At 51.2% G+C, this 21,622-nt stretch carries 16 protein-coding genes; 6 read left to right on the top strand and 10 right to left on the bottom strand.

Annotated elements, in window-relative coordinates:
* Positions 1 to 162: 162 nt before the first annotated feature.
* On the bottom strand, positions 163 to 1,557 hold the full coding sequence (gene glmU, locus DXB92_RS07995) for a bifunctional UDP-N-acetylglucosamine diphosphorylase/glucosamine-1-phosphate N-acetyltransferase GlmU (protein WP_117733462.1): 1,395 nt from the start codon (positions 1,555 to 1,557) through the stop codon (positions 163 to 165).
* A 357-nt stretch (positions 1,558 to 1,914) separates the two neighbouring features.
* Between glmU and ppdK the strand changes: the two genes are divergently transcribed.
* The 5 genes from ppdK (at position 1,915) to DXB92_RS07965 (ending at position 8,534) form a co-directional block, all read left to right on the top strand.
* Positions 1,915 to 4,551, top strand: a complete 2,637-nt coding sequence (ppdK, locus tag DXB92_RS07990; protein ID WP_021682802.1) for a pyruvate, phosphate dikinase — start codon at positions 1,915 to 1,917, stop codon at positions 4,549 to 4,551.
* Positions 4,552 to 5,334: 783 nt separating this feature from the next.
* Positions 5,335 to 5,559 (top strand): DUF378 domain-containing protein, encoded by a 225-nt coding sequence (locus tag DXB92_RS07980; RefSeq protein ID WP_117733460.1) that lies wholly within the window; start codon positions 5,335 to 5,337, stop codon positions 5,557 to 5,559.
* A 233-nt stretch (positions 5,560 to 5,792) separates the two neighbouring features.
* Positions 5,793 to 6,407 (top strand): carboxypeptidase-like regulatory domain-containing protein, encoded by a 615-nt coding sequence (locus DXB92_RS13660; protein WP_181976976.1) that lies wholly within the window; start codon positions 5,793 to 5,795, stop codon positions 6,405 to 6,407.
* 15 nt (positions 6,408 to 6,422) lie between these two features.
* The gene (locus DXB92_RS07970; protein WP_117733459.1) at positions 6,423 to 7,820 is read left to right on the top strand and encodes a peptidoglycan-binding protein; all 1,398 of its coding nucleotides are present in this window, start codon (positions 6,423 to 6,425) and stop codon (positions 7,818 to 7,820) included.
* Positions 7,821 to 8,009: 189 nt separating this feature from the next.
* On the top strand, positions 8,010 to 8,534 hold the full coding sequence (locus DXB92_RS07965) for a peptidoglycan-binding protein (RefSeq protein ID WP_021683020.1): 525 nt from the start codon (positions 8,010 to 8,012) through the stop codon (positions 8,532 to 8,534).
* A 50-nt stretch (positions 8,535 to 8,584) separates the two neighbouring features.
* Here the strand turns inward: DXB92_RS07965 and DXB92_RS07960 are convergent, their stop codons facing one another.
* The 5 genes from DXB92_RS07960 to DXB92_RS07940 form a co-directional block, all read right to left on the bottom strand.
* A complete protein-coding gene (locus DXB92_RS07960; protein ID WP_117733458.1) occupies positions 8,585 to 9,061 on the bottom strand; it encodes a hypothetical protein in 477 nt (158 codons plus the stop codon).
* 2 nt (positions 9,062 to 9,063) lie between these two features.
* On the bottom strand, positions 9,064 to 10,134 hold the full coding sequence (locus DXB92_RS07955) for a branched-chain amino acid aminotransferase (RefSeq protein WP_021683018.1): 1,071 nt from the start codon (positions 10,132 to 10,134) through the stop codon (positions 9,064 to 9,066).
* A gap of 151 nt (positions 10,135 to 10,285) precedes the next feature.
* On the bottom strand, positions 10,286 to 10,552 hold the full coding sequence (locus DXB92_RS07950; protein WP_117733457.1) for a hypothetical protein: 267 nt from the start codon (positions 10,550 to 10,552) through the stop codon (positions 10,286 to 10,288).
* Between the two features lie 40 nt (positions 10,553 to 10,592).
* Positions 10,593 to 11,951 (bottom strand): hypothetical protein, encoded by a 1,359-nt coding sequence (locus DXB92_RS07945; RefSeq protein WP_117733456.1) that lies wholly within the window; start codon positions 11,949 to 11,951, stop codon positions 10,593 to 10,595.
* A gap of 68 nt (positions 11,952 to 12,019) precedes the next feature.
* On the bottom strand, positions 12,020 to 13,045 hold the full coding sequence (locus DXB92_RS07940; RefSeq protein WP_117733455.1) for a D-alanyl-D-alanine carboxypeptidase family protein: 1,026 nt from the start codon (positions 13,043 to 13,045) through the stop codon (positions 12,020 to 12,022).
* A 402-nt stretch (positions 13,046 to 13,447) separates the two neighbouring features.
* Here DXB92_RS07940 and DXB92_RS07930 point away from each other — a divergent pair, with 402 nt between their 5' ends.
* Positions 13,448 to 16,261: a dockerin type I domain-containing protein gene (locus DXB92_RS07930; protein ID WP_117733453.1), complete on the top strand. Its 2,814-nt coding sequence runs from the start codon at positions 13,448 to 13,450 to the stop codon at positions 16,259 to 16,261.
* Between the two features lie 476 nt (positions 16,262 to 16,737).
* Here DXB92_RS07930 and DXB92_RS07925 read toward each other — a convergent pair whose 3' ends face one another.
* From DXB92_RS07925 to DXB92_RS13655, 4 genes are all read right to left on the bottom strand, one after another.
* Positions 16,738 to 19,434: a glycoside hydrolase family 9 protein gene (locus tag DXB92_RS07925; protein WP_117733452.1), complete on the bottom strand. Its 2,697-nt coding sequence runs from the start codon at positions 19,432 to 19,434 to the stop codon at positions 16,738 to 16,740.
* Between the two features lie 177 nt (positions 19,435 to 19,611).
* Positions 19,612 to 20,385: a hypothetical protein gene (locus DXB92_RS07920; protein WP_117733451.1), complete on the bottom strand. Its 774-nt coding sequence runs from the start codon at positions 20,383 to 20,385 to the stop codon at positions 19,612 to 19,614.
* A 340-nt stretch (positions 20,386 to 20,725) separates the two neighbouring features.
* Positions 20,726 to 20,977 (bottom strand): spore coat protein, encoded by a 252-nt coding sequence (locus tag DXB92_RS07915; RefSeq protein WP_117733450.1) that lies wholly within the window; start codon positions 20,975 to 20,977, stop codon positions 20,726 to 20,728.
* Between the two features lie 203 nt (positions 20,978 to 21,180).
* Positions 21,181 to 21,354, bottom strand: coding sequence for a hypothetical protein (locus DXB92_RS13655; RefSeq protein ID WP_021683007.1), 174 nt, complete (start codon positions 21,352 to 21,354; stop codon positions 21,181 to 21,183).
* Between the last annotated feature and the right edge of the window lie 268 nt (positions 21,355 to 21,622).

The raw sequence follows: 21,622 nt of genomic DNA, 5'->3' as shown, positions 1-21,622 counted from the left end.
TTTTTTGTCAGCAGGCACAGCATGCTGTGCCCTGTCCTCTAGGCAATACCACACAAAAATTTGCAAGCAGATGGCGTGCAAAGTCGCCAGACGCTCTTTGTGCGGTATTGCCTCTATTATAACGGATCAAAGCGTTCTTTTTCAAGGGGGATTTTATGAAAATTACTTCTTGCCGCCGTCCTCGGGGAACAGCTTGCTTTTCAGCTTCTTCAGGCTGTAGCCTTCCTTGACTTTGAGATCTGCACGTTCTACCGCCAATGCGTAATCCGGCACGTCCTTTGTGACCGTAGAACCTGCGGCAGTATAAGCACCCTTACCCAGTTCTACCGGTGCGATCAGGTTGGTGTTGCAGCCGATAAAGCAGTTGTCGCCGATCACACAACGCTGCTTCTTCAAGCCGTCATAGTTGACGGTGACAGTACCGCAGCCGAAGTTGACTTTCTTGCCCACGTCGCTGTCGCCTACGTATGTCAGGTGAGCAATGGCAGTCTGCTCGCCCACGGTGGAGTTCTTGACTTCCACGAAATCGCCGATCTTGACACCGTTTTTCAGGTGTGAATTCGGACGGATATGGACAAACGGACCTGCCTTTACAGCATCTTCGATCTCGGACTCGAATGCCTGCACATAGTTCAGTGTCACGTGGTCACCGATGTTGCAGTTTTCGATGAGGCAGTTCGGACCAATGGTACACTTAGCACCGATCTTGGTCTTGCCTCTTAAAATGGTACCCGGCAGAATGGTGGTTTCTGCACCGATCTCCACATCGTTGCCGATGATGATGCCGTCGGTGTTGACAAAGTTGACACCGTTTTCCATGTGCTTCTCCAGAACCCGTTCCTGTGCCACTTTGTTCAGATGCAGCAGGTCTTTTCTGGTGTTGGCACCCAGGATCACGTCCGGATTCTCGCTGCGGTATGCACTGGCTTTCCAGCCCCGTTCCAGTGCCAGTCCCACGGTATCGGTGAGGTAATACTCGCCCTGTGCGTTGGACTGAGACAGATTCCCCAGCAGTTCCAGCAGAGCCTTGGTCTTGAACCAGTACGCACCGGAGTTCACCTCGTGGATCTCCCGCTGTGCATCTGTGGCATCTTTTTCCTCTACGATCGCCGCAATGCCGGTTTCGCTGCGGAGAATTCTGCCGTAGCCGGTGGGCTGTTCCAAAGTGGCAGTGATGACTGTCACAGCATTTTCCTGTGCCTCGTGCAGCTTCAGGGCGTTGGCAATGGTTTCGCTGTCCATAAACGGGGCATCACCGCAGAGCACCAGTGTGTTGCCGTCGGTGAATTCCTGCATGAATTTTTCTGCCTGCATCACTGCATGACCGGTGCCCAGCTGTTCCGCCTGCAAAGCCGTCCGATAGCGGTTGCCCAGATACAGTTCCACGTACTGTGCCTTATAGCCGGTTACCACGCAGATGCGGCTCAAGCCTGCACCCTCGCATGCACGGATCACCCAGCCCAGCATCGGCACGTCCAGTACCTGCAGCATCGGCTTCGGGATCGCAGCTTTCATACGTTTGCCGTGTCCGCCGGCAAGAATAACAACCTGATTCATGTTTTATGTCCTCCTGTAATACCCCGCTCCGGAAATTTCCGGAGCAGAGCGATTTTGCATCATTGCATGGATTGGGTGCTCCTCCGGACAGCCGTCCGAAAAAACCCCTTTTTACATTATGACAAAATCTTGAAAGGATTGCAAGTCTTTTTTCAAAAAAAATTCGTGTATTGTGATTTTTGTATAACTTGCCACAAAAATGGGCGTAATTTTTTCTTGAAAAGTGTATAGTATTTTCATGAGAAGTATGCTATAATAATAATGAGCCGGTTGAGAAAGGGAAATTTGCCAGATTTCCCCGAATGCAATCACGTAGCCGGACATTCAATCGAAATCAAAAATTGGAGGTATTTACCAATGGCAAACAAATGGGTTTATATGTTTAGCGAAGGCGACATGACCATGCGGAATCTCCTCGGCGGTAAGGGTGCAAACCTGGCTGAGATGACCAGCATCGGTCTGCCGGTACCGCAGGGTTTCACCATCACAACTGAGGCCTGCACACAGTACTATGAGGACGGCCGCAAGATCAACGACGAGATCATGGCTCAGGTCATGGACGGCGTTAAGAAGATGGAAGAGATCAACGGCAAGAAGTTCGGCGATCTGAACAATCCGCTGCTGGTTTCCGTTCGTTCCGGTGCACGTGCTTCTATGCCGGGTATGATGGACACCATCCTGAACCTCGGTCTGAACGACGACGTTGTTGCTGCAATGATCAAGGGCAATCCGGATCCGGCTTTCGAACGTTTCGTATATGACTCCTACAGACGTTTCATTCAGATGTTCTCTGACGTTGTTATGGAAGTCGGCAAGAAGTACTTCGAACAGCTCATCGACAAGATGAAGGAAGAAAAGGGTGTAAAGTTCGACGTAGAGCTGACCGCTGCTGATCTGAAGACTCTGGCTGAACAGTTCAAGGCTGAGTACAAGAACCAGCTGGGCACAGACTTCCCGTCTGATCCGGTAGAACAGCTGAAGCTGGCTATCGAAGCTGTATTCCGCAGCTGGGACAACCCGCGTGCAAACGTATATCGCCGTGACAACGATATTCCGTACAGCTGGGGTACCGCAGTTAACGTAATGCCGATGGTATTCGGTAACCTGAACAACGAGTCTGGTACTGGTGTAGCATTCACCCGTGACCCGGCTACCGGTGAAAAGAAGCTGATGGGCGAATTCCTGATCAACGCACAGGGCGAAGACGTTGTTGCCGGCGTTCGTACTCCGATGCCGATCGCTCAGATGGCACAGGAATTCCCGGAAGCTTACGATGAATTCATCAAGGTTTGTGATACCCTGGAAAACCACTATCACGACATGCAGGATATGGAATTCACTGTCGAGAACAAGAAGCTGTACATGCTGCAGTGCCGTAACGGTAAGAGAACCGCACAGGCTGCTCTGCAGATCGCTTGCGACCTCGTAGATGAAGGACATAAGACAGAAGAAGAAGCAGTTCTGATGATCGATCCGAGAAACCTGGACACCCTGCTGCACCCGCAGTTCGATGCCAAGGCTCTGAAGGCTGCTACTCCGATGGGCAAGGGTCTGGGTGCTTCCCCGGGTGCTGCCTGCGGTAAGGTCGTATTCACTGCTGACGATGCAGAAACCTGGAACGCAAAGGGCGAAAAGGTTATTCTGGTTCGTCTGGAAACCTCTCCGGAAGACATCACCGGCATGAAGGCATCTCAGGGTATCCTGACTGTCCGCGGCGGTATGACTTCTCACGCTGCCGTTGTTGCTCGTGGTATGGGTACCTGCTGTGTATCCGGCTGCGGCGACATCAAGATGAACGAAGAAGACAAGCAGTTCGAACTGGCTGGAAAGACCTTCCACGAGGGCGACTACATTTCTATCGACGGTTCTACCGGTAACATCTATGACGGCATTATCCCGACTGTTGACGCTTCCATCGCCGGCACATTCGGCCGCGTTATGGGCTGGGCAGACAAGTACAGAACTCTGAAGGTTCGTACCAACGCTGATACTCCGGCTGACGCAAAGAAGGCTCGCGAACTGGGTGCAGAAGGTATCGGTCTGTGCCGTACCGAGCACATGTTCTTCGAAGCTGACAGAATCGCAGCATTCCGTGAAATGATCTGCTCTGACACTGTTGAAGAAAGAAAGGCTGCTCTGGCAAAGATCGAACCGATGCAGCAGGGCGACTTCGAGGCTCTGTACGAAGCTCTGGAAGGCAATCCGGTTACCATCCGTTTCCTGGATCCGCCGCTCCACGAATTCGTTCCGACCGAAGAAGAAGACATCAAGAAGCTGGCTGATGCTCAGGGCAAGACTGTAGATCAGATCAAGGCTATCATTGCTTCTCTGCACGAATTCAACCCGATGATGGGTCACCGTGGCTGCCGTCTGGCTGTTACTTATCCGGAAATCGCTGAAATGCAGACCAAGGCAATCATCAAGGCTGCTATCAACGTAAAGAAGAATCATCCGGATTGGACCGTTAAGCCGGAGATCATGATCCCGCTGGTCGGCGATGTGAAGGAACTGAAGTTCGTAAAGAAGGTCGTTGTAGAAACTGCTGACGCTGAAATCGCTGCTGCTGGTTCTGACCTGTCTTATGAAGTTGGTACCATGATCGAGATCCCGAGAGCTGCTCTGACTGCTGACGACATCGCAAAGGAAGCTGACTTCTTCTGCTTCGGTACAAACGACCTGACTCAGATGACTTACGGCTTCTCTCGTGACGATGCTGGTAAGTTCCTCGGTGCATACTATGATGCAAAGATCTTCGAGAGCGATCCGTTCGCTAAGCTGGACCAGACTGGTGTTGGTAAGCTGATGAAGATGGCTATCGATCTGGGTAAGCCGGTCAACAGCAAGCTGCACTGCGGTATCTGCGGTGAGCACGGCGGCGACCCGACATCTGTTGAGTTCTGCCACGAAATCGGTCTGGACTATGTTTCCTGCTCTCCGTTCCGTGTGCCGATCGCAAGACTGGCTGCTGCACAGGCTGCAATCAAGAACAAGTAAGTTTGATTCGTTCGTTTATCCACGCAGTCGCCTGACTGCCTGACTCCGGACATGTGCAGGACCTGACGGACAAGTTATGGACAAGTCACTGTCGAAAATGATTCCCGAACAATTTTGATATATCGAAAAGAATCCCTGTACATCGGACGTGATGTACAGGGATTTTTGGCAATACCGCACAAAGATTGTGCGACAGATGCGTCGTCAAATTTTTCGTCAGATGAAACAAAAAGCGGAATGAATACTGGATGTATTCACGAGCATTTTTGCGAAATATGACGGTAAATTTGCAAGCAGATGGCGTGCAAAGTCGCCAGACGCTCTTTGTGCGGTATTGCCTTTTGTATCTGAGAGCCGCACAGTGCCTACAGACAAAAAAACGCCCGACTCCAACCGGAATCGGGCTAAACAAAATCAAGAACAAAAGAAAGGAGACAACAAAACGAGTGATAAAATCAATGGAGAACTGATAAAAACAAAATAGGAGGGTTTTCACCAATCATAAGACCTCCATCTTTGCGGTTTTATCACCGTATCTATTATACACAATTCGCGGTCACCCGTCAAGGGAAAATACACAAAAAGTGCCTGTTCTCTGTGGATTTTGTAGAATTGCACAAAAAGTATGGTACGCCATTTGTGGTTGTTATCAAAATACATGCCGTCAGAAAACAGGTGTTTTCCACAGAATATTCCACACGGTTTGCGGGCATACTATAAGAGCAAAACTGTGAGAAGCGGATATGTATTCTCACAGAAATTGCAGAAAAGAGGTGTAGCTGCATGTGGGATAAACTTGCACTGATCCTGCTGATTATCGGCGGTGTCAACTGGGGACTGGTCGGCGTGTTTGAATTTGATCTGGTGGCATGGATCTTCGGCGGTTCGGCATCGTTCATCAGCCGTGCCGTTTATATTCTGGTGGCGATCGCAGCCCTTTGGTGTATGACATTCCTGTTCCGACGGGAAGCACTGACCGAGCCCGCGACGGTTTCCCAGCGGAGATAGGGAAACACTGCATCAAGCCTGCACGCAGATTGCGTGCAAAGCCGTCAGGCGGGCTTTATGCAGGGTTTCCATGTGCTTTCCACATTCCACTGTGGAAAACAGAAAAGTCTGTCCGGACAAGGGCAGACTTTTTTGTGCGGTGTTGTCCATGCACATATTTCCCCAGACAATCGCATAGATTGTGGAAACGCGGAACGTGTTCACATCAACGCTTTGACAGGAGGCTAACTGCTATGGAAAAAACACCGGAAGAATATCAGGCAGAGCTGCTGCGGCTCTATCACACGGCACAGGCATCGGCACCGGCACCCGTTCCGGAACCGAAAGAAGCTCCGCCGCAGGAGCCACAGCCGGAACCCACGCCCCCAGAACCGGAGCCTGCTCCCCCGATGCCGGAACCGCTTCCTACCGAAACCGTTCCTCCGCCAAAGCTGGAAGTGGAGGAAACTCCACAGGAACAGCCGGCGATCGGCTGGATTCAGGTCATCACCCGCAGTGCCGGCAATGCCCGTGCCCTTGCCGGTGTGTCCGTACTGGTGACCAACGGCACGGAGGAACAGGTACATCTGAAACACACTGCCGTCACCAACGAAAGCGGCGAAACCGGAAAAATTCCGCTGCCGGTGCCGGCGGCTTCTCTCTCACTGAACTGCGACGAAACCCGAAAGCCATATAGCACCTATGATGTCAGCGTCTATGCGGACGGTTTTTACCGGCAGGTCAGCGAAGCTGTACCAGTATTCGCCGGCACGACCTCCCGACAGATCTTCCACATGATTCCCCTGCCCAGCTACTTGCAGGAGCCGCCGAAAACCATTGTCTACCAAAACACCGAACCCAATCTGTAAGGAGGGCTGCCAGATATGCCAGTCGGAGAACCCTTTATCCCCAGAGATATTACCGTGCATCTGGGGCGGCCGGAGGAAACGGCGAACAATGTCACCATTTCCTTTCCTGATTACATCAAAAACGTGGTATCCAGCGAAATTTACCCCACGTGGCCGGAAAATGCCATTCGTGCCAACATCTACGTCATTGTCAGCTTTGCCCTCAACCGTGTCTATACCGAGTGGTATCGCTCCCGCGGGTATCCCTTTGACATCACCAACTCCACCCAGTTTGACCAGAAGTACATCTACGGCAGAGAAATTTTCGAAAACGTGGGGCAGCTGGTTGACGAACTGTTCAACTCTTACGTCCGGCGGCAGGGCAATGTGGAGCCGTTGTTCACAGCGTTCTGCAACGGCACAACAGTAACCTGTGACGGGCTTTCCCAGTGGGGCACCGTGCCGCTGGCACAACAGGGCATGACTCCTTATGAGATCCTTACCACATTTTACGGCAGCGACATCGACATTGTCACCAACGTTCCCGTAATGACCAACACGCCCTCCTATCCGGGATTTGATTTGCGGCTGGGACTTTCCGATGATCCGGTCCGCACCATTCAGGTACAGCTGAACCGCATTTCCAGAAACTACCCTGCCATTCCCAAAATCGGCGAAGCTGCCGGCGATTTTGATTATATCACACAAGATGCCGTCATTGCCTTTCAGGAAATCTTCGGGCTGCCGGCAACCGGCATTGTCAACGAAGCCACATGGTACCGGATCTCCTATATTTTTACCAGCGTGAAAAACCTGGCAGAACTGAACTCCGAGGGGCTGACCCAGCAGGACATCGAGCTTACGCACACCGAGGATCTGCACTTCGGCATGCAGGGAAAAAACATCCGTGCCCTCCAGTATCATCTTGCAGTGGTGGGAGCCTACTATGCCGCCATACAGCCGGTGGAAATTACCGGCTACTTCGGAGAACAGACAGAAACTTCCGTCAAATCCCTCCAGCAGGCGTTCGGGCTTCCGGTGACGGGCGTGGTGGATTTTTCCACATGGAACGCCCTCTATGATGCCTACACCGGCATTGTGGAATCGATACCGCTGGACACCTCGGTCAATGACGTGGTGCTCTACCCCGGCGTGGTTCTGCGGGAGGGCACTACCAGCGAGTACGTCCGTCTGATGCAGCAGTATCTCACCTATATCCACGGCACCTATCCGGAAATTCCCACCGTCAACGCCACCGGCTATTTCGGCCCCATGACCAAGGCTTCTGTCATGGCGTTTCAGGAACTGTTCGGCTACCCGAAAACCGGCGTAGTGGGTACCGCGGTATGGAACGCGATCACCAGCCTGTACTCCGATTTGAAATACGGCTACGACAAACAACCCTATCAGGCTCCGGGATATACGATCACCTGAGGAAACACTGCATAAAGCCCGCCTGACGGCTTTGCACGCAATCTGCTTGCAGATTTTCCGTCATATTGCCCAGAAATCCCTTGCCATACATGAAGTATGCCTGCGGAATTTCTATGCAATCTGCCGAAAAATCTGACTACGCATCTTACGCACAAACTTTATTCAGTGTTTCCTTAAGGAGGGTGACACATGGCGTACACAGAGTTACAGAAGCAACAACACATTCGGGAATTACAGGGGTATCTCCACGGCATTTCCCACATACAGCAGCTGCCACATATAATACCGGACGGCATCTATGGAGAGAAAACCATTGAGGCAATACGGCAGTTCCAGCAGCAGAACCACATGCCGGCAACCGGTGAAACTGACACTGCCACATGGAACGCTGTTGCACAGGCATATTTGCAGGAGGTTCGTCCACCGGTACTGCATCTGGCACTGTTTCCCACCGGCATCACCGCCTACACGCTGGGCGATACGGGCGGTGCTGTTTTCGTGATACAAGGCATTTTGCAGGCAATTCAGAACAATTTTCCGAAGATCCCGCCGATCAGCAACAGCGGTGTATTTGACACTGCCACCCAGAATGCCGTGAAGCAGTTCCAAAGCTACACGCCGCTGCCGGCAGACGGTGTGGTAGATGCTGCCACATGGAATCATCTGCTGGCGGCACTGGACGCGGAGATCCGGAATTCTGCCGGCGTAGTATAAGACAGAAAAAAGGAGTTACCTTGCTTGAGAGCAAAGTAACTCCTTTTGTTTTACACGTTCAGAAAACGATATTCTTTGGAATAGGGCTTCACATGTGCAGGGTGCTCTGCGGCATATGCCAGCAGCAGCTTGCCCAAGCCTTCTTCCGCCAGAAATGTTTCCAGCTGCTCATCGGTATAGCGTTCCATGCCGGGACAATATCCCGCCACAGCGACACGCACATTGCCAGCCAAATCCCGCATCATGCGGAACGGCCAGACCTTGCAGTCAAAGGGCTTTTCCGACCCCATGGTGCAGCCGGTTTCGCAGAGCATGGGGCAGAAGAACAATTCCTCGCCCCGCAGCGGCGGTGCCGCAAATGTCTGCTCCTTTCCTGCCGGAACCAGCTCCGGCGAAACACCCATACGGTGCATGGCTTCCACCGTTTCCTGCGGCAGTACTGGAAATTCCCACGTGTCTGTACAGTCGAATCCGCAGCAGAGCCGACAGGCTGCACAGGTTTCGGGAGAAAGAATCTTTCGCAGCATGCTTAGTCGATCGGTACGATCCAGCCGAATTCGTCCGGAATCTTGCCCCACTGAATGCCAGTCAGGGTATCATAGATCATCTGGGAAACCGGTCCGATCTTGTTGTTGTTGATCGTCATGACCTTGTCGCCCCACTTCAGGTGACCTACCGGAGAGATGACCGCAGCAGTACCGGTACCGAATACTTCGGACAGCTTGCCTGCGTCATATGCATCGGCAATTTCCTGAATGGTGATGCGGCGTTCCGAAACCGGAATGCCCTTGGAGCGACACAGTTCCAGAGCAGACTTTCTGGTGATGCCGGACAGAATGGAGCCGGTTTCCAAAGACGGTGTTACCACTTCGCCGTCAATGACGAAAGCGATGTTCATGGCACCAACTTCTTCGATGTACTTCTGCTCTACGCCGTCCAGCCACAGAACCTGCGAATAGCCCTGCTCATAGGCATCAGCCTGACTGTGCAGAGAAGCCGCATAGTTACCGCCGGTCTTGGCATAACCCATACCGCCGCGGACAGTACGAACATACTTGTTTTCTACGTAGATATTGACCGGATCCAGACCGGAAGCATAGTACGGACCGGACGGAGAAAGAATGATCATGAACAGGTAGTGTTCACCCGGATGTACGCCGAGGAACGGATCTACTGCAAAAATAAACGGACGAATGTACAGGGAAGCACCTTCTGTGTGCGGAACCCAGTCCTTTTCCACAGAGATGAGTTCTTTCAGACACTGCAGTCCCAGTTCCTCCGGCAGTTCCGGAATGACCAGACGCTCGTTGGAACGGTTCAGACGCTTGAAGTTTTCGTCCGGACGGAACAGCTGTACGCCGCCGTCGGCACGGCGATATGCCTTCAGACCTTCGAACACGGTCTGACCATAGTGCAGGCACATTGCAGACGGGCTGAGGGTAATATCACCATAGGGCATGATCACCGGATCGTGCCAGCCCTGCCCCTCATCATAGGGCATTACCAGCATGTGGTCGGTAAAGATATGACCGAATCCAAGCTTGCTCTCGTCCTTGGGTTTTTCTTTCGGACAAGTCGTCAGTTGTTTTTTGATTTCCATGTCAAAAACCTCTTTTTTGATAGTTTTGCCGCAAATCGCTGTGCGGTTGGACGGCTCTGATACTATTATAGCACACTTTTCTGTATTTTGGAATAGTTTTTTGAAATTTTTTTTGGATTTTCGGATTCTTTTTTATGGTGCGGGGCAAAAGTCATTCTGCAAGTGGCGTTTTCTCCCTGCTCTTGTCCCTGAAATACGGTTCCAGTTCCACTTCCGAGTCAATATAAACGGAACGAATGTCATTGCTGTTATAAACCCGAATCATTTTTCCGTCCAGCCAATACCGCTGCATCAGCGAGCCGTCTACATCTTCCAGCAGTTCGTCCTTGACCAGATGCGGGAGATGCGTTTCCAGTGCCCTGCACTGTTTCTGAAAGATCACTTCGTCTGCAATCGTGCAGATACTATAATGGTACATTGCATCTGACCTCCATGCTATTATAATGTATCACGGCACTTCAGGAGCATTCCGCCGTATAATACCCGATTCCGAACAAGCCGGCATGAGTTTTCAAAATCACGGTATCCCCTGTTTCCACTGCGGCATAGATTGTACTGTCTGACAGGGTTTCCTTTGTGCCGTCCTCCCGCCGCACGGTCAGTTCCGTCCAACCGGAACTGCGGACACCGCCGAAATGGTATTCCGTTCCTACCACAACCGCCCGTTCCTCCAAGGGCAGCCGGAAATCATAGACACGGTTTCCCACACCAACAAACAGGCAGGAAAACAACAGCGAGAACCCGATCATGCACCCGATCTCCCTGCCGGTTCGTCTGCGGCAGGAAAGGAAAAACAGTAAGAACAGCACCACACTACACAGCCCGAAAATCAGAAAGAATTGTCTTGTTCCCGCCGCAGTCAGATTGCTATGGTGCAGTCCATGAAAAAACAACGGCACCAGCGGGGCAAACAGTCCATACTGCACACGGGGCGAATCTGCAAACAGCCCCAGCCATTCCCCGTCGCCCGCTTTTTTCCACGAAAACAGCCTGCCATGTGTCCAGCAGAGCAGAAACGTCAAGCCGGAACAGAGCAGCCAGAACGTCACCGGAAAAATTTGATACGCCGCAGGCAGACGCAAAAAGGCAGTGCTCCATGCCGCCGAAAGCCACAGGCATACTTGCAGCAGCAAGTTCCAGAGCCGCGGTCTGCCCAGCGTTTTCAAAATACTCCAAGGCGTATCACAGCAGGGTGCTGTTTCTGCGGTAAAAGGAACCGGAGAAACCATTTCCTCCAGATCTTCCGCAGAAACATTCGACAGCACATAATTGCACGAACTCTTGTGAGCAGCATCTTCTTTCAATTGCAGATGCAAAACGCCAAACGCCGCGTACTTCGTATTTGCCACAGACTTTTTCGTATAGGAAACCGACTGTATCTGACAAACCGGCAGCCAGAAATCTTTTTTGCCCAATTTCTTCCCCGTGTCCAAATCGGCACCGTTTTGTATCAAATGCTGCTGTATCTCCGAATCTTCCTGATTGCCGGAACAGAGATACCGGAAATACAGCCGCTGTTTCCAGCGAATCACCTGAAACAGGGTGCTGTCATCACGCTGTACCAATACCGACCGTTCCGGAACTGCCAGCGATGCCAAAGACGGCACTGCTTTTCGGCAGAACAGACGGCGATACCCGTTGTGCTCCGCCGCCGAATTTCCCCGAATCCGGTCTGCATAAGGATAATACTCCTGTAGAAAGCCCCAGAAAATCACCTGCACCGCCCATATCAAAAACAGCAGAACTCCCCAGACGGCGGGCAGAAACAGCAGTCCCAGCAGAGCCGCAAGCCCCGCCAGAATTTGCAAAAAGAACATGTATTTTCTCCTCCATATCAAAAAATCTCCGCACCTCAAGGGCACGGAGATCTCTCACATATCTGTTATTAACCTTCCCAAGGTCCTGCATATTCCGACTGCACGCCCAGATATTCCTCCAGCGTCAAACCCTGCGACATGATCTCCTTTGCGGTATCCACGCCCACATAGCGGATATGCCACGGTTCGTACTGATAGCCGGTGATGTTTTCCTTGCCGTCCGGAAAACGGATAATGAAGCCGTAGTCTGCACAATGCTCTGCCAGCCATACCGCTTCTGCGGTTTCGCCAAAGGCATCATCAATGGTGTTGCAGTCAATGGTCAGTCCGGTCTGGTGCTCGGAATATCCCGGGCGTGCCGAAAAGGTATCTGCCATTTCCCAGCCGTACAGATCGTTATAGTTGTTGTAGATCTTCACCTGATATGCATAATCGCGGAAGTCCGAACCGATGTACAGGTTCAGGTCCTCCTTGGCAGCGTCGGCTTTCATCTGTTCAAAGGCAGCCTTTGTGGTGGAATCCAGCCCCGGATCATAGCTTTCCGGCAAGCCGTAGCTCTTGTTTACGATCAGGATCCCGTCTACGTAAGTGCAGCCGTCTTTCTGTTCCAGATGCCGGACTGTCACCGGAACGGTCTGGGCAATGGCATCGTTTCCTTTCACAGAAACGGTGATGTCACACTTGCCCGCCTTGACACCGGTCACAGTGCCTGCATTGTCTACGGTTGCAACCGTTTCATCGCTGCTGCTCCAAAGGAGATCGCCGGCACTTGCCGCACCGGTGGTGGACATGTTCACCGCAATGCCGGCGGTACCACCCTCCAGCACTGCCAGATAAGTCTTGTCCACAGACAGATCCAGAATGTTCTCATTGGTGGTGGCAGTTTCCGATGCGGCAGTGCTCTGTGCAGAGGTGCCCTCCGCAGAAGCCACAACACCATTGCCCTCCGGAATGATGCTGGTGCCCCGTTCATCGGAGAAGAACAGCAGCCGGACTGCAAATCCCAGAATGATAAACATCACGTATAATAACACTAAAATGACACCGATTCTGGAAAACTTGTCCCAGACGTTGTCTTTGGTTCGCCTTGCCATAACGACTTCCCTTTCTCTTTCTCATTTCTTTTCTCCGGTTTTCCTGCTTTTTCTCCAAATTGTAATAATTGCAACAAAAGCCGGTTCAAATCTTACAAAGTGGTTACATCTCTTGTATTATACCACACTTTCCCGCTTCTGTCATTTGACAAATTCCACAAATATCATATTTCTAAATTGCGTATTTTCAGCAATTTGTGCATTTTGTCAGAAAATTGCTCTTGTAAACTGCCAACCTGCACAAATTTTACGGTACATGTGATTTCATTCTTGAAAACCTGCACAAAGCATGCTATAATAAATAGGAACGTGGACAGAAGGCGTGCCAGACTGTCTGCAACAAAGGAACCGTGCGAGCCGAACTGCACGAACGGTTCGGGAATTTTTGAAAGGGGAAACTCCATGACCAAACAGAAAAAAATCATTTCCGTGCTCACCGCAGCCGCATTGCTGTGCACGGGAATCGGCACTGCCGGCATCAGCCAGCCGCTGACGGCATCTGCTGCGGACTCGATCGAATCCTCTATGGATTGGGATACGCTGAACATTGCCGGCGGCGGCTTTGTTTCCGGTATCATCACCGGTGACGATCAGATGTATGCCCGTACCGACGTAGGCGGTGCATACCGCTATGACTACGAACAGAAAAAATGGGTTCAGCTGCTGGACTTCTTGAACGAAGCTGACCGTGGCTTCCTGAGCGTTGATGCCATGTGCGTTGACCCCAACGATGACGACACCCTGTATCTGCTGTGCGGCTGTGCATATTTCAGTGATGCACGGACAGCCATTTTCCGTTCCCGCGATGCCGGTGAAACCTTTGAAGAAATCGACGTTACCGATCTGATTCAGGTACACGGCAACGGCTACGGCAGACAGTGCGGTGAAGCCATCGCAGTGGATCCGGACAATCCGGACATCATCTACTGCGGCGGCGATGCCACTGCCGGCACCTCCGGTCTGATCATGAGTGAAGACGGCGGTGACACATGGAAAGCAGTTGACGGCTACGGCAAGCTGGACTTGTTCGAATATGAGATCAACTGGCCGACATGGACAGAACACAAGGTCAAGACGACCGCAGAAAAGTATGACGGCGGAGCAAACGGCGTTTCCACGATCACGATCACAGACGGCAAGGTCTTTGTGGGTACTTCTATCAAGGGGAAGGCAAATCTCCACGTGGCAGAAGTCGGCAGCGACGATTTCAAGCCCCTGAGCGAGGAACTGCCTACCGAGCAGATGCCTTCCCGTATCAATCTGGATCCGGACGGCAACCTGCTGATCACCTACATCAATGGCCTGATGTTCGACAGCGGCACTGGTTATGCTTATAAGTATAACCCCAAGACCGACGAACTGAAAGATATTACACCGACTACAACTTCCAACGGTACTGCCAAAAAGCTGAATGTTGGCTACGGCGGTGTCTTTAGCGACCGGCACGACTCCAACAAGCTGGTGGCAACTACCTGTGCACAGTGGTACTCCCAGTCCTGGACTGCTGATGCCTGGGACAGAGATGCCATTGCATGGGGCGACCGCTTCTTCAAGTCGGAAGACGGCGGCGAAACATGGACAGAAATGACTCCCGGCAACTCCACCTCCTGGGGCGGTCCGCTGGAAGCAAACTATCTGGAGGACGGCGGTCACAGCTGGATCCGGGACAAGGCGATCCACTGGTCCGGTTCTATTGCCATCGACCCCCGCAACAGCGACCAGTTCTGGGTGGTTTCCGGTAACGGCGTTTTCACCTGTGAGGATACCTGGGCAGAATGCCCCACCATTCGCTTTGCCGCAGACGGCATTGAAGAAGTGGTATCTCTGGACTTCATCAGCCGTCCGGGCAAGGATCCGGTTTCAGTTATCGGTGACTATGACGGCTTCTATCACAATGCAGACGGCACAGCGACCCAGCTGTCCCCCAGCATGAACAAGCTGACTACCACCACCGCTTCTACCGGCGGCATCGCATACTGCCCGGCAAATCCGGACGTGATGGTTCGTCTGTCAGAAGGTTCTGCAATGGGCTATTACACCACAGACGGCACTACATGGCAGGAACTGCCGAACGTACCGCTTTCCGGTGCAAAGGCTGCCATCAACCAGCTGGAGGACGGCACCTACCGCATTCTGGTCAGCAGCAGCGGCAAGATCTCCTATACCGATGACTACGGCAAGACCTGGAGCACCGCTTCCACCAGCGACAGCCTGTCCAGCACCATCTGGATGTGCGTGGACGAAAAGAACCCGCAGTACGTCTATGCATACGGCTACTACTACAACCAGTACTATTTCTACAGCAAGCCGAAGGCCGATATCACCGATGCCCGCTACATCCTGATGGTCAGCGATGACTACGGCAAGACCTTTAAGAACAACCAGACCGTTTGCCAGTACGACCAGTGCGACGGAGCATACCGCATTGCTTATCTGGACGAGGGCACATTCGCCATTGCAGCCGGCTACTACGGCGCATATCTGGTAACCGACTACGGCAAGACCATTACCAAGATGGACAACGTCAGCTACTGCAAGACCATGGGCTATGGTGCAGCAGCAAAGGACGGCGATCCCTACACCCTTTATATGTACGGCAAGCCGGCAGATTCTGATCCGGAAGGCATCTATCGTTCTACCGACTGCGGCAAGAGCTGGGTACTCATCAACCAGAACCACCTGTACGGCGGTACCGGCAACGGTAACTATCTGGTCGGCGACATGAACACCTTTGGCACCGTTTATATGTCCACTGTCGGCTGCGGCATCGTAGTCGGCAAAGTCAACGGTTCTGAAGACCCGAAGCCGGTCACCACAGATACCACACAGACAACCAAAACAACCACAACAACAACCGTTTCCACAGCGGCTTCTACTAAGGATTCTGCTGCATCTACTACAATTGCTACCACGATCGTAACCACACTCCCCCAGACCACTGACTCCACCGGCGTTTCTACAACGGCTTCCGGCAAGAACACCGCCACAGTGCCGGCAGGAGCAACACTCTATGGCGACACCAATCTGGACGGCAGAGTGGACATCACCGATGCAGTACTTCTGAACAAGGCAGCTGCCGGAGCAGTATCTCTGGCCGCACAGGCTGCAAAGAATGCAGACTGCAATGCAAACGGTGAAGTCGGTTCTGACGATGCGGTTTCCCTGCTGAAGTTCTTGGTACAGATCATCAAGAACCTGCCGGAAGTTGCAGAGTAATCCGAACAAATTTGCAATCGCGATCATAAAAAGCACTGCCCCTGTAAGCGTAATGGCTTACAGGGGCAGTTTGTTTTGGGGCATCATGTGTTGAAAAAAACGTTTGACAGCCACCTAATGTTTATTCAGAAACAACCGTTCTGGTTTGCAGCTTCGGGCAGTTATTTCCCGTTTGCATTAACTGTCCAATTGGTTTCTCAACGAAATTCATACCATAATCAAAAGAGCAGATACCGCAAAGTATCTGCTCTTTTTTATCTTAGGGAAACACTGCATAAAGCCCGCCTGACGGCTTTGCACGCAATCTGCTTGCAGATTTTCCGTCATATTGCCTAGAAATCCCTTGCCATACATACAGTATGCCTGCGGAATTTCTAGGCAATCTGCCGAAAAATCTGACTACGCATCTTACGCACAAGCTTTATGCAGTGTTTCCCTTATACAGTTTTTCGCGTGTCGTTCAGACATCACCGGAATCATTCTGCACTGGGCAGAGAATTGATGATGTGTACCAAGAACCGCAGCAGTACAACTGCATCATTGGAATCGATCTCGCTGCTGCCGTCACAGTCTGCATTCTGCTTGGCATCGCCCTCCAGAACTACAGCTCCGGCAACCGACTTATTCAGAAGCACGGCATCGGTGATGTCCACTCTGCCGTCCAGACTGGTGTCACCATAGAGGACTGCTCCTGACGGTGTAGGCTGTCCGGAAGCGGTTGTTGTGGTGGTAGTTGTGGTAACAGGTGAAGTTTCTGTTGTACTCTCATGATCTTCAACAGTAACCTTGAAAGAAACCTCGGCAAAGGACAACCGGTAGTTCAAGATCAAATCCGAGCTTGCTTTCACACGAATGGTATATGTGCCCGACTTGGAACTGTCAAATTCCGAAGTGTCTATGGTGAATTTATCCGGATAATCGGCAGGCGATACCTTGTCATAGATCACATCACAGCTGTCTTTTCCGTAATAGTACTTCAGGGAAATTTGCAGTCCGGTGAGATCCAGATCTTCCCCAACACGATAAATCAGCTTCTCCGGCTCGTTGTCCAGCAGAAGTGCACCCGCGGATTCATAGATAATCTCGTTCGAAGTGGTCGCCATTGTAGCTCTTGTTGTCGTTGTGGTGGTCTGTTCCGTAGTCGTCGTTGTTGTTGTTGTTGTTGTAACTGCCGGATCCGGCTTGGTGCCGTCCGGCTCTACGCCCCAGATCAGAGTGTCGCCGTCATACATGGTGATGTGGTCGGTTGCCACCATAGCATCTTCGCCGCCCTGTTCCAGACCGGCATAGGAATAGTCGTTTGTCGGATCCCAGACACCCTGAATGTTGTCCGGAATCGAAATACGGAACTGGCACTCGCTGCGGTGTTCCGACTGACCGGTAGGCATTACCACGCTGCCGTCTGCAAAGGACAGCTTGACATAATAGATATTGCCGCTGTACTGGATCGGATCAGAAATGGAGATCTTGCCCTTGTCGCTGCTGTGCTGGTCGTAGCCGATCTTGACAGAAACGTCGTTGATCGAATAGCCTGCATCGACCAGTTCGCTGATGTCGAAGTAATAGTTATAGGACAGGTTCTTGATGGTTCTTGCCGGCCATGCACTGTGGTTCATGGCAAAGACTTTCAGTTCAGTATAGCTGGAAGCCGACTGGTTCACAGAAGCCTTCATAAAGAATTCGTCCCACTTCGGAGTTTCTGTCGGCGGGAAGTCGGGGTCAGATGTGCCGCCGTACTTTTCTACCATTGCACAAAGTGCTGCGGTATAGCCGGCGTTATAATCGATGGCAACTTCAGTATACTGATAGTCGCCGATCTTGTCGGAATAGCCGTCCTTCTGATCCGGACCGCCGACCAGTGCACCGTACAGAATGTGTGCGTGGGGCTTGGCATCTTCGCCCTCGGTCTGTCCGATGTTGCTCCACTTGTCATTCCATGCACCGCTGGAAGTTCTGTGGTGCCATGCCTGCGGGTAATCATCGCCCATGCCGACCACATAGCTGTAGTTCTTGGAGTTGTCGCCGAAGCAGTAGTTCATGACATTGTCGGCAAACTTGGTATACTTTTCAGCCTTGGCGGTATCGTCCTGATACAGCTGATCGACTGCCACATATGCCAGAAATGCAGTCGTGGTAGCGTGGCGGAGAGAACCCCACTGGAACAGCCACGGCAGACCGTCCGGTGTATAGGTGATCTGCTTGCCGCCGTAACCAGTCGTCCAGTATTCCAGATGCTTGGTGAACTGGTCTTTCCACTGGGATTCGCCGGTGTTGATCGCATACAGCAGCACGCCGCCCTGCATCACATCGTCCCAGCACATGCCCCATGTGTACTTCATTTCGCTGGACTGTTCTTCCTTGCCCAGATTCGGGATATAGTCAGTCTTGCACAGATCCAGATACTTCTGCTCGCCGGTTGCCATGTACAGCCAGTTTGCAGCATAGAACAGATCATCATAGAATGTGGTGATCTTGTAGTACGGCTGTTCTGCGGCATCATCGCCGATCGCACGCAACTTGTCGGCACGGTCGAACAGGTCAATGGCGTGTTCCAGATATTCCTTTGCCTTTTCCGGCTTGGAGTCCTTGAAGTTCAGATAGCCGGTGCAGAGTGCCGCCGCCATGTCGGCCTGAATGCAGCTGTCCTCACAGGTATAGTACGGACGCTCAGTTTCGCCTTTCATCAGTTCGTACTTGTCCATATACACTTCGGCAGAGCCCCACCATACGTGGTCGAACGAGCCGTCGCCGATCATATAGACAATGTTGTCACCCTGATCGCAGCCCACCAGATAATCCAGTGCAAACTGGAGGTTGTTCTCATACATAGTACGCTGACCAGCCTTTTCCACACCGTCGCCGTAGTTCAGCAGACCCCAGCCCAGCAGTGCTGCGGAGTACGCATTGGTCAGTGTGAATTTCAGGTGATCTCCGGCATCAAACCAGCCGCCTGTCACATAGTCGTTGGTCATGCAGTCCGAACGCCAGCTGACTTCGTTCCAGTCCGGCTTTTTGCCGCTCTGCTGTACCTCGTAGAAAAACATCGACTTCTGGAGAGCCTCTCCATAGTTGTACTTGCTGTCAGCAGCGGTCACCGTTGCCGCGGGAATTGCCGAAGCCATTCCAGTCACTGCCAGCACTGCGGCAGAAATCGCCGCGATCCACTTCTTCATAGACAATCAATCCTTCCTTTCCAAAAAACGCTCCTGCTCTTACAGGCAAAAAATTGTCCAATTATTTTTATTGTATCATATCTTGCGTGAGATGTCAAGATTTTTTGTGCAGCCTGTCAAAATCAACGTCGAAAAAGCTACCGCAAAATCGGATTGCACATCTTATGCAATGTCGTATCACCCTGTGCAGCTAAAAATTTCTGAGGATAGAATACTATGAAAATGAGCATCACTGCCATTTTTGATCTGCTTATAATCTTCATCATCATAGACATACATACGCAATGTTATTTCGCCGTCAATTTGCTCCAAATGATCTTTCAAGCCGTCAAATTCTCTGGATAGATCCTCATGCTGCATATACTCTGATTCTGAAATCATCAACTGAAAACAGGCGGCTAAGCTTCTGTCTTTTGAAGTGAATGAAACAAATGTATCCGCCGTGAGATCGGCAGAATATTCTGACGGAAAGCATAGCTCTGTACAACTGTACTCTATGATATGATCCTGAAAACCGGCTTGCAGGATATATGGTTCTATCCACTGTATCATTTTATCTTTCATGAATTTCCCATAATAGGATTCGTTTTTTACGTATAATTCTATTTCCTTGTCCGCCCGTTTTCCGTACACTTCGGCATTGCACACCGTATAATCCTCGTCATCTGTAATGCTGACAGTGCAATTATAATAGGGTTCTGCCGACGGATCCGGTCCTAAAAAAACGCCCCCGGCAATAGACCGGTCTGTAACAGCAGCTTGTACATCATACTTTTCTTTAAAATATGCTTCGACAACAGCATCTGCATCGTCCGCAAGCTGCTCCAATTCCGTTTCAGAAACATGCGATGCATCTTTTTTGTTTTCATAGAAACAGCCTGTAAAACCAGTGATGCTAATTGCGATAAGTCCAGAAAGCAGCAATACATGGAATAAAAAATTTCGTTTCATATTACACCCTCTATTTTACACCATACGATATTTTAAGGCAATACCGCACAAAGATTGTGCGGCAGATGCGTCGTCAAATTTTTCGTCAGATGAAACAAAAAGCGGAGTGAATACTGGATGTATTCACGAGCATTTTTGTGAAATATGACGGAAAATTTGCAAGCAGATGGCGTGCAAAGTCGCCAGACGCTCTTTGTGCGGTATTGCCTTAAGGAAACACCGTGCAAAGCCTGCCGGCTTCGTACAGCGTTGCCTGTATTGTATCATGCCTTGTATCAGATGTCAAGGACAACACCGAAAAAAGCTGCCGCAAAAACGCGGCAGCTTTTTTGTGTCTGCGTCAGCCCTGCATCGACTGGAACTTCTTCTTGACCGCCTGTACCTTTGTCATCTCGGCACGGTCGGTGGGATACCAGCCCTTTGCCGCCATTTTGTCGTACAGGGTATCCTGCATGGCGAGGGAATCGCTCAGTGCATGACTGAACGTCTGGTGCACGTTGCTGGTGCTGGACTCGATCACGCCGTGTACATACAGGTCGCAAACGCCCTTTTCCAGCAGCAGGATATTTTCCATTACATTTTTATCGTCCATGGAAGTAACCTCCTTTTCCATTGCGAATTAAGGAAACACTGCATAAAGCCCGCCTGACGGCTTTGCACGCAATCTGCTTGCAGATTTTCCGTCATATTGCCCAGAAATCCCTTGCCATACGACAGTATGCCTGCGGAATTTCTATGCAATCTGCCGAAAAATCTGACTACGCATCTTACGCACAAGCTTTATTCAGTGTTTCCTTAAAGCAGTCCGTAAAAATTTCGGAACAGCTGGCGGTGCTTCTCCGCCATTTGCGTCACACACTGTTTCAGGTCTTCGTCCTGCATCTGTGCGGCAGCCTCCATGCACTTGGTCTGAAAATACTTCTCATGTCCCAGTGCGTCCTCTACATACAGCAATTCTTTACTGGTCATCTGATCTTCACCTCCGCATTTTTCACCGCAGGATCGCTTCGTGCGGTGTTGTCTTTACGATTCCACATCTGCGGCAGATTATACACCGGATTTTCCACAGCATACGCGGAATTCTGCCGAAAAGATCTGCGTTTCCTTGGAATCGCCACACCCTCTACAGCAATTCCACAATCTCGTGAAAAACCGCCCATAGAATTCGATTGCATTCCCAAAAAAAGTATGCTATAATGAAAACAGTCATTACAGGACAGCTTTCCACAAAAATCAA

Origin of the sequence: Ruminococcus sp. OM06-36AC, assembly GCF_003438725.1 — a bacterium.
Classification (GTDB): domain Bacteria; phylum Bacillota; class Clostridia; order Oscillospirales; family Ruminococcaceae; genus Ruminococcus_C; species Ruminococcus_C callidus.
Note: the sequence above shows the minus strand (reverse complement) of the source record. Positions and strands in the feature narration are given on the sequence as shown.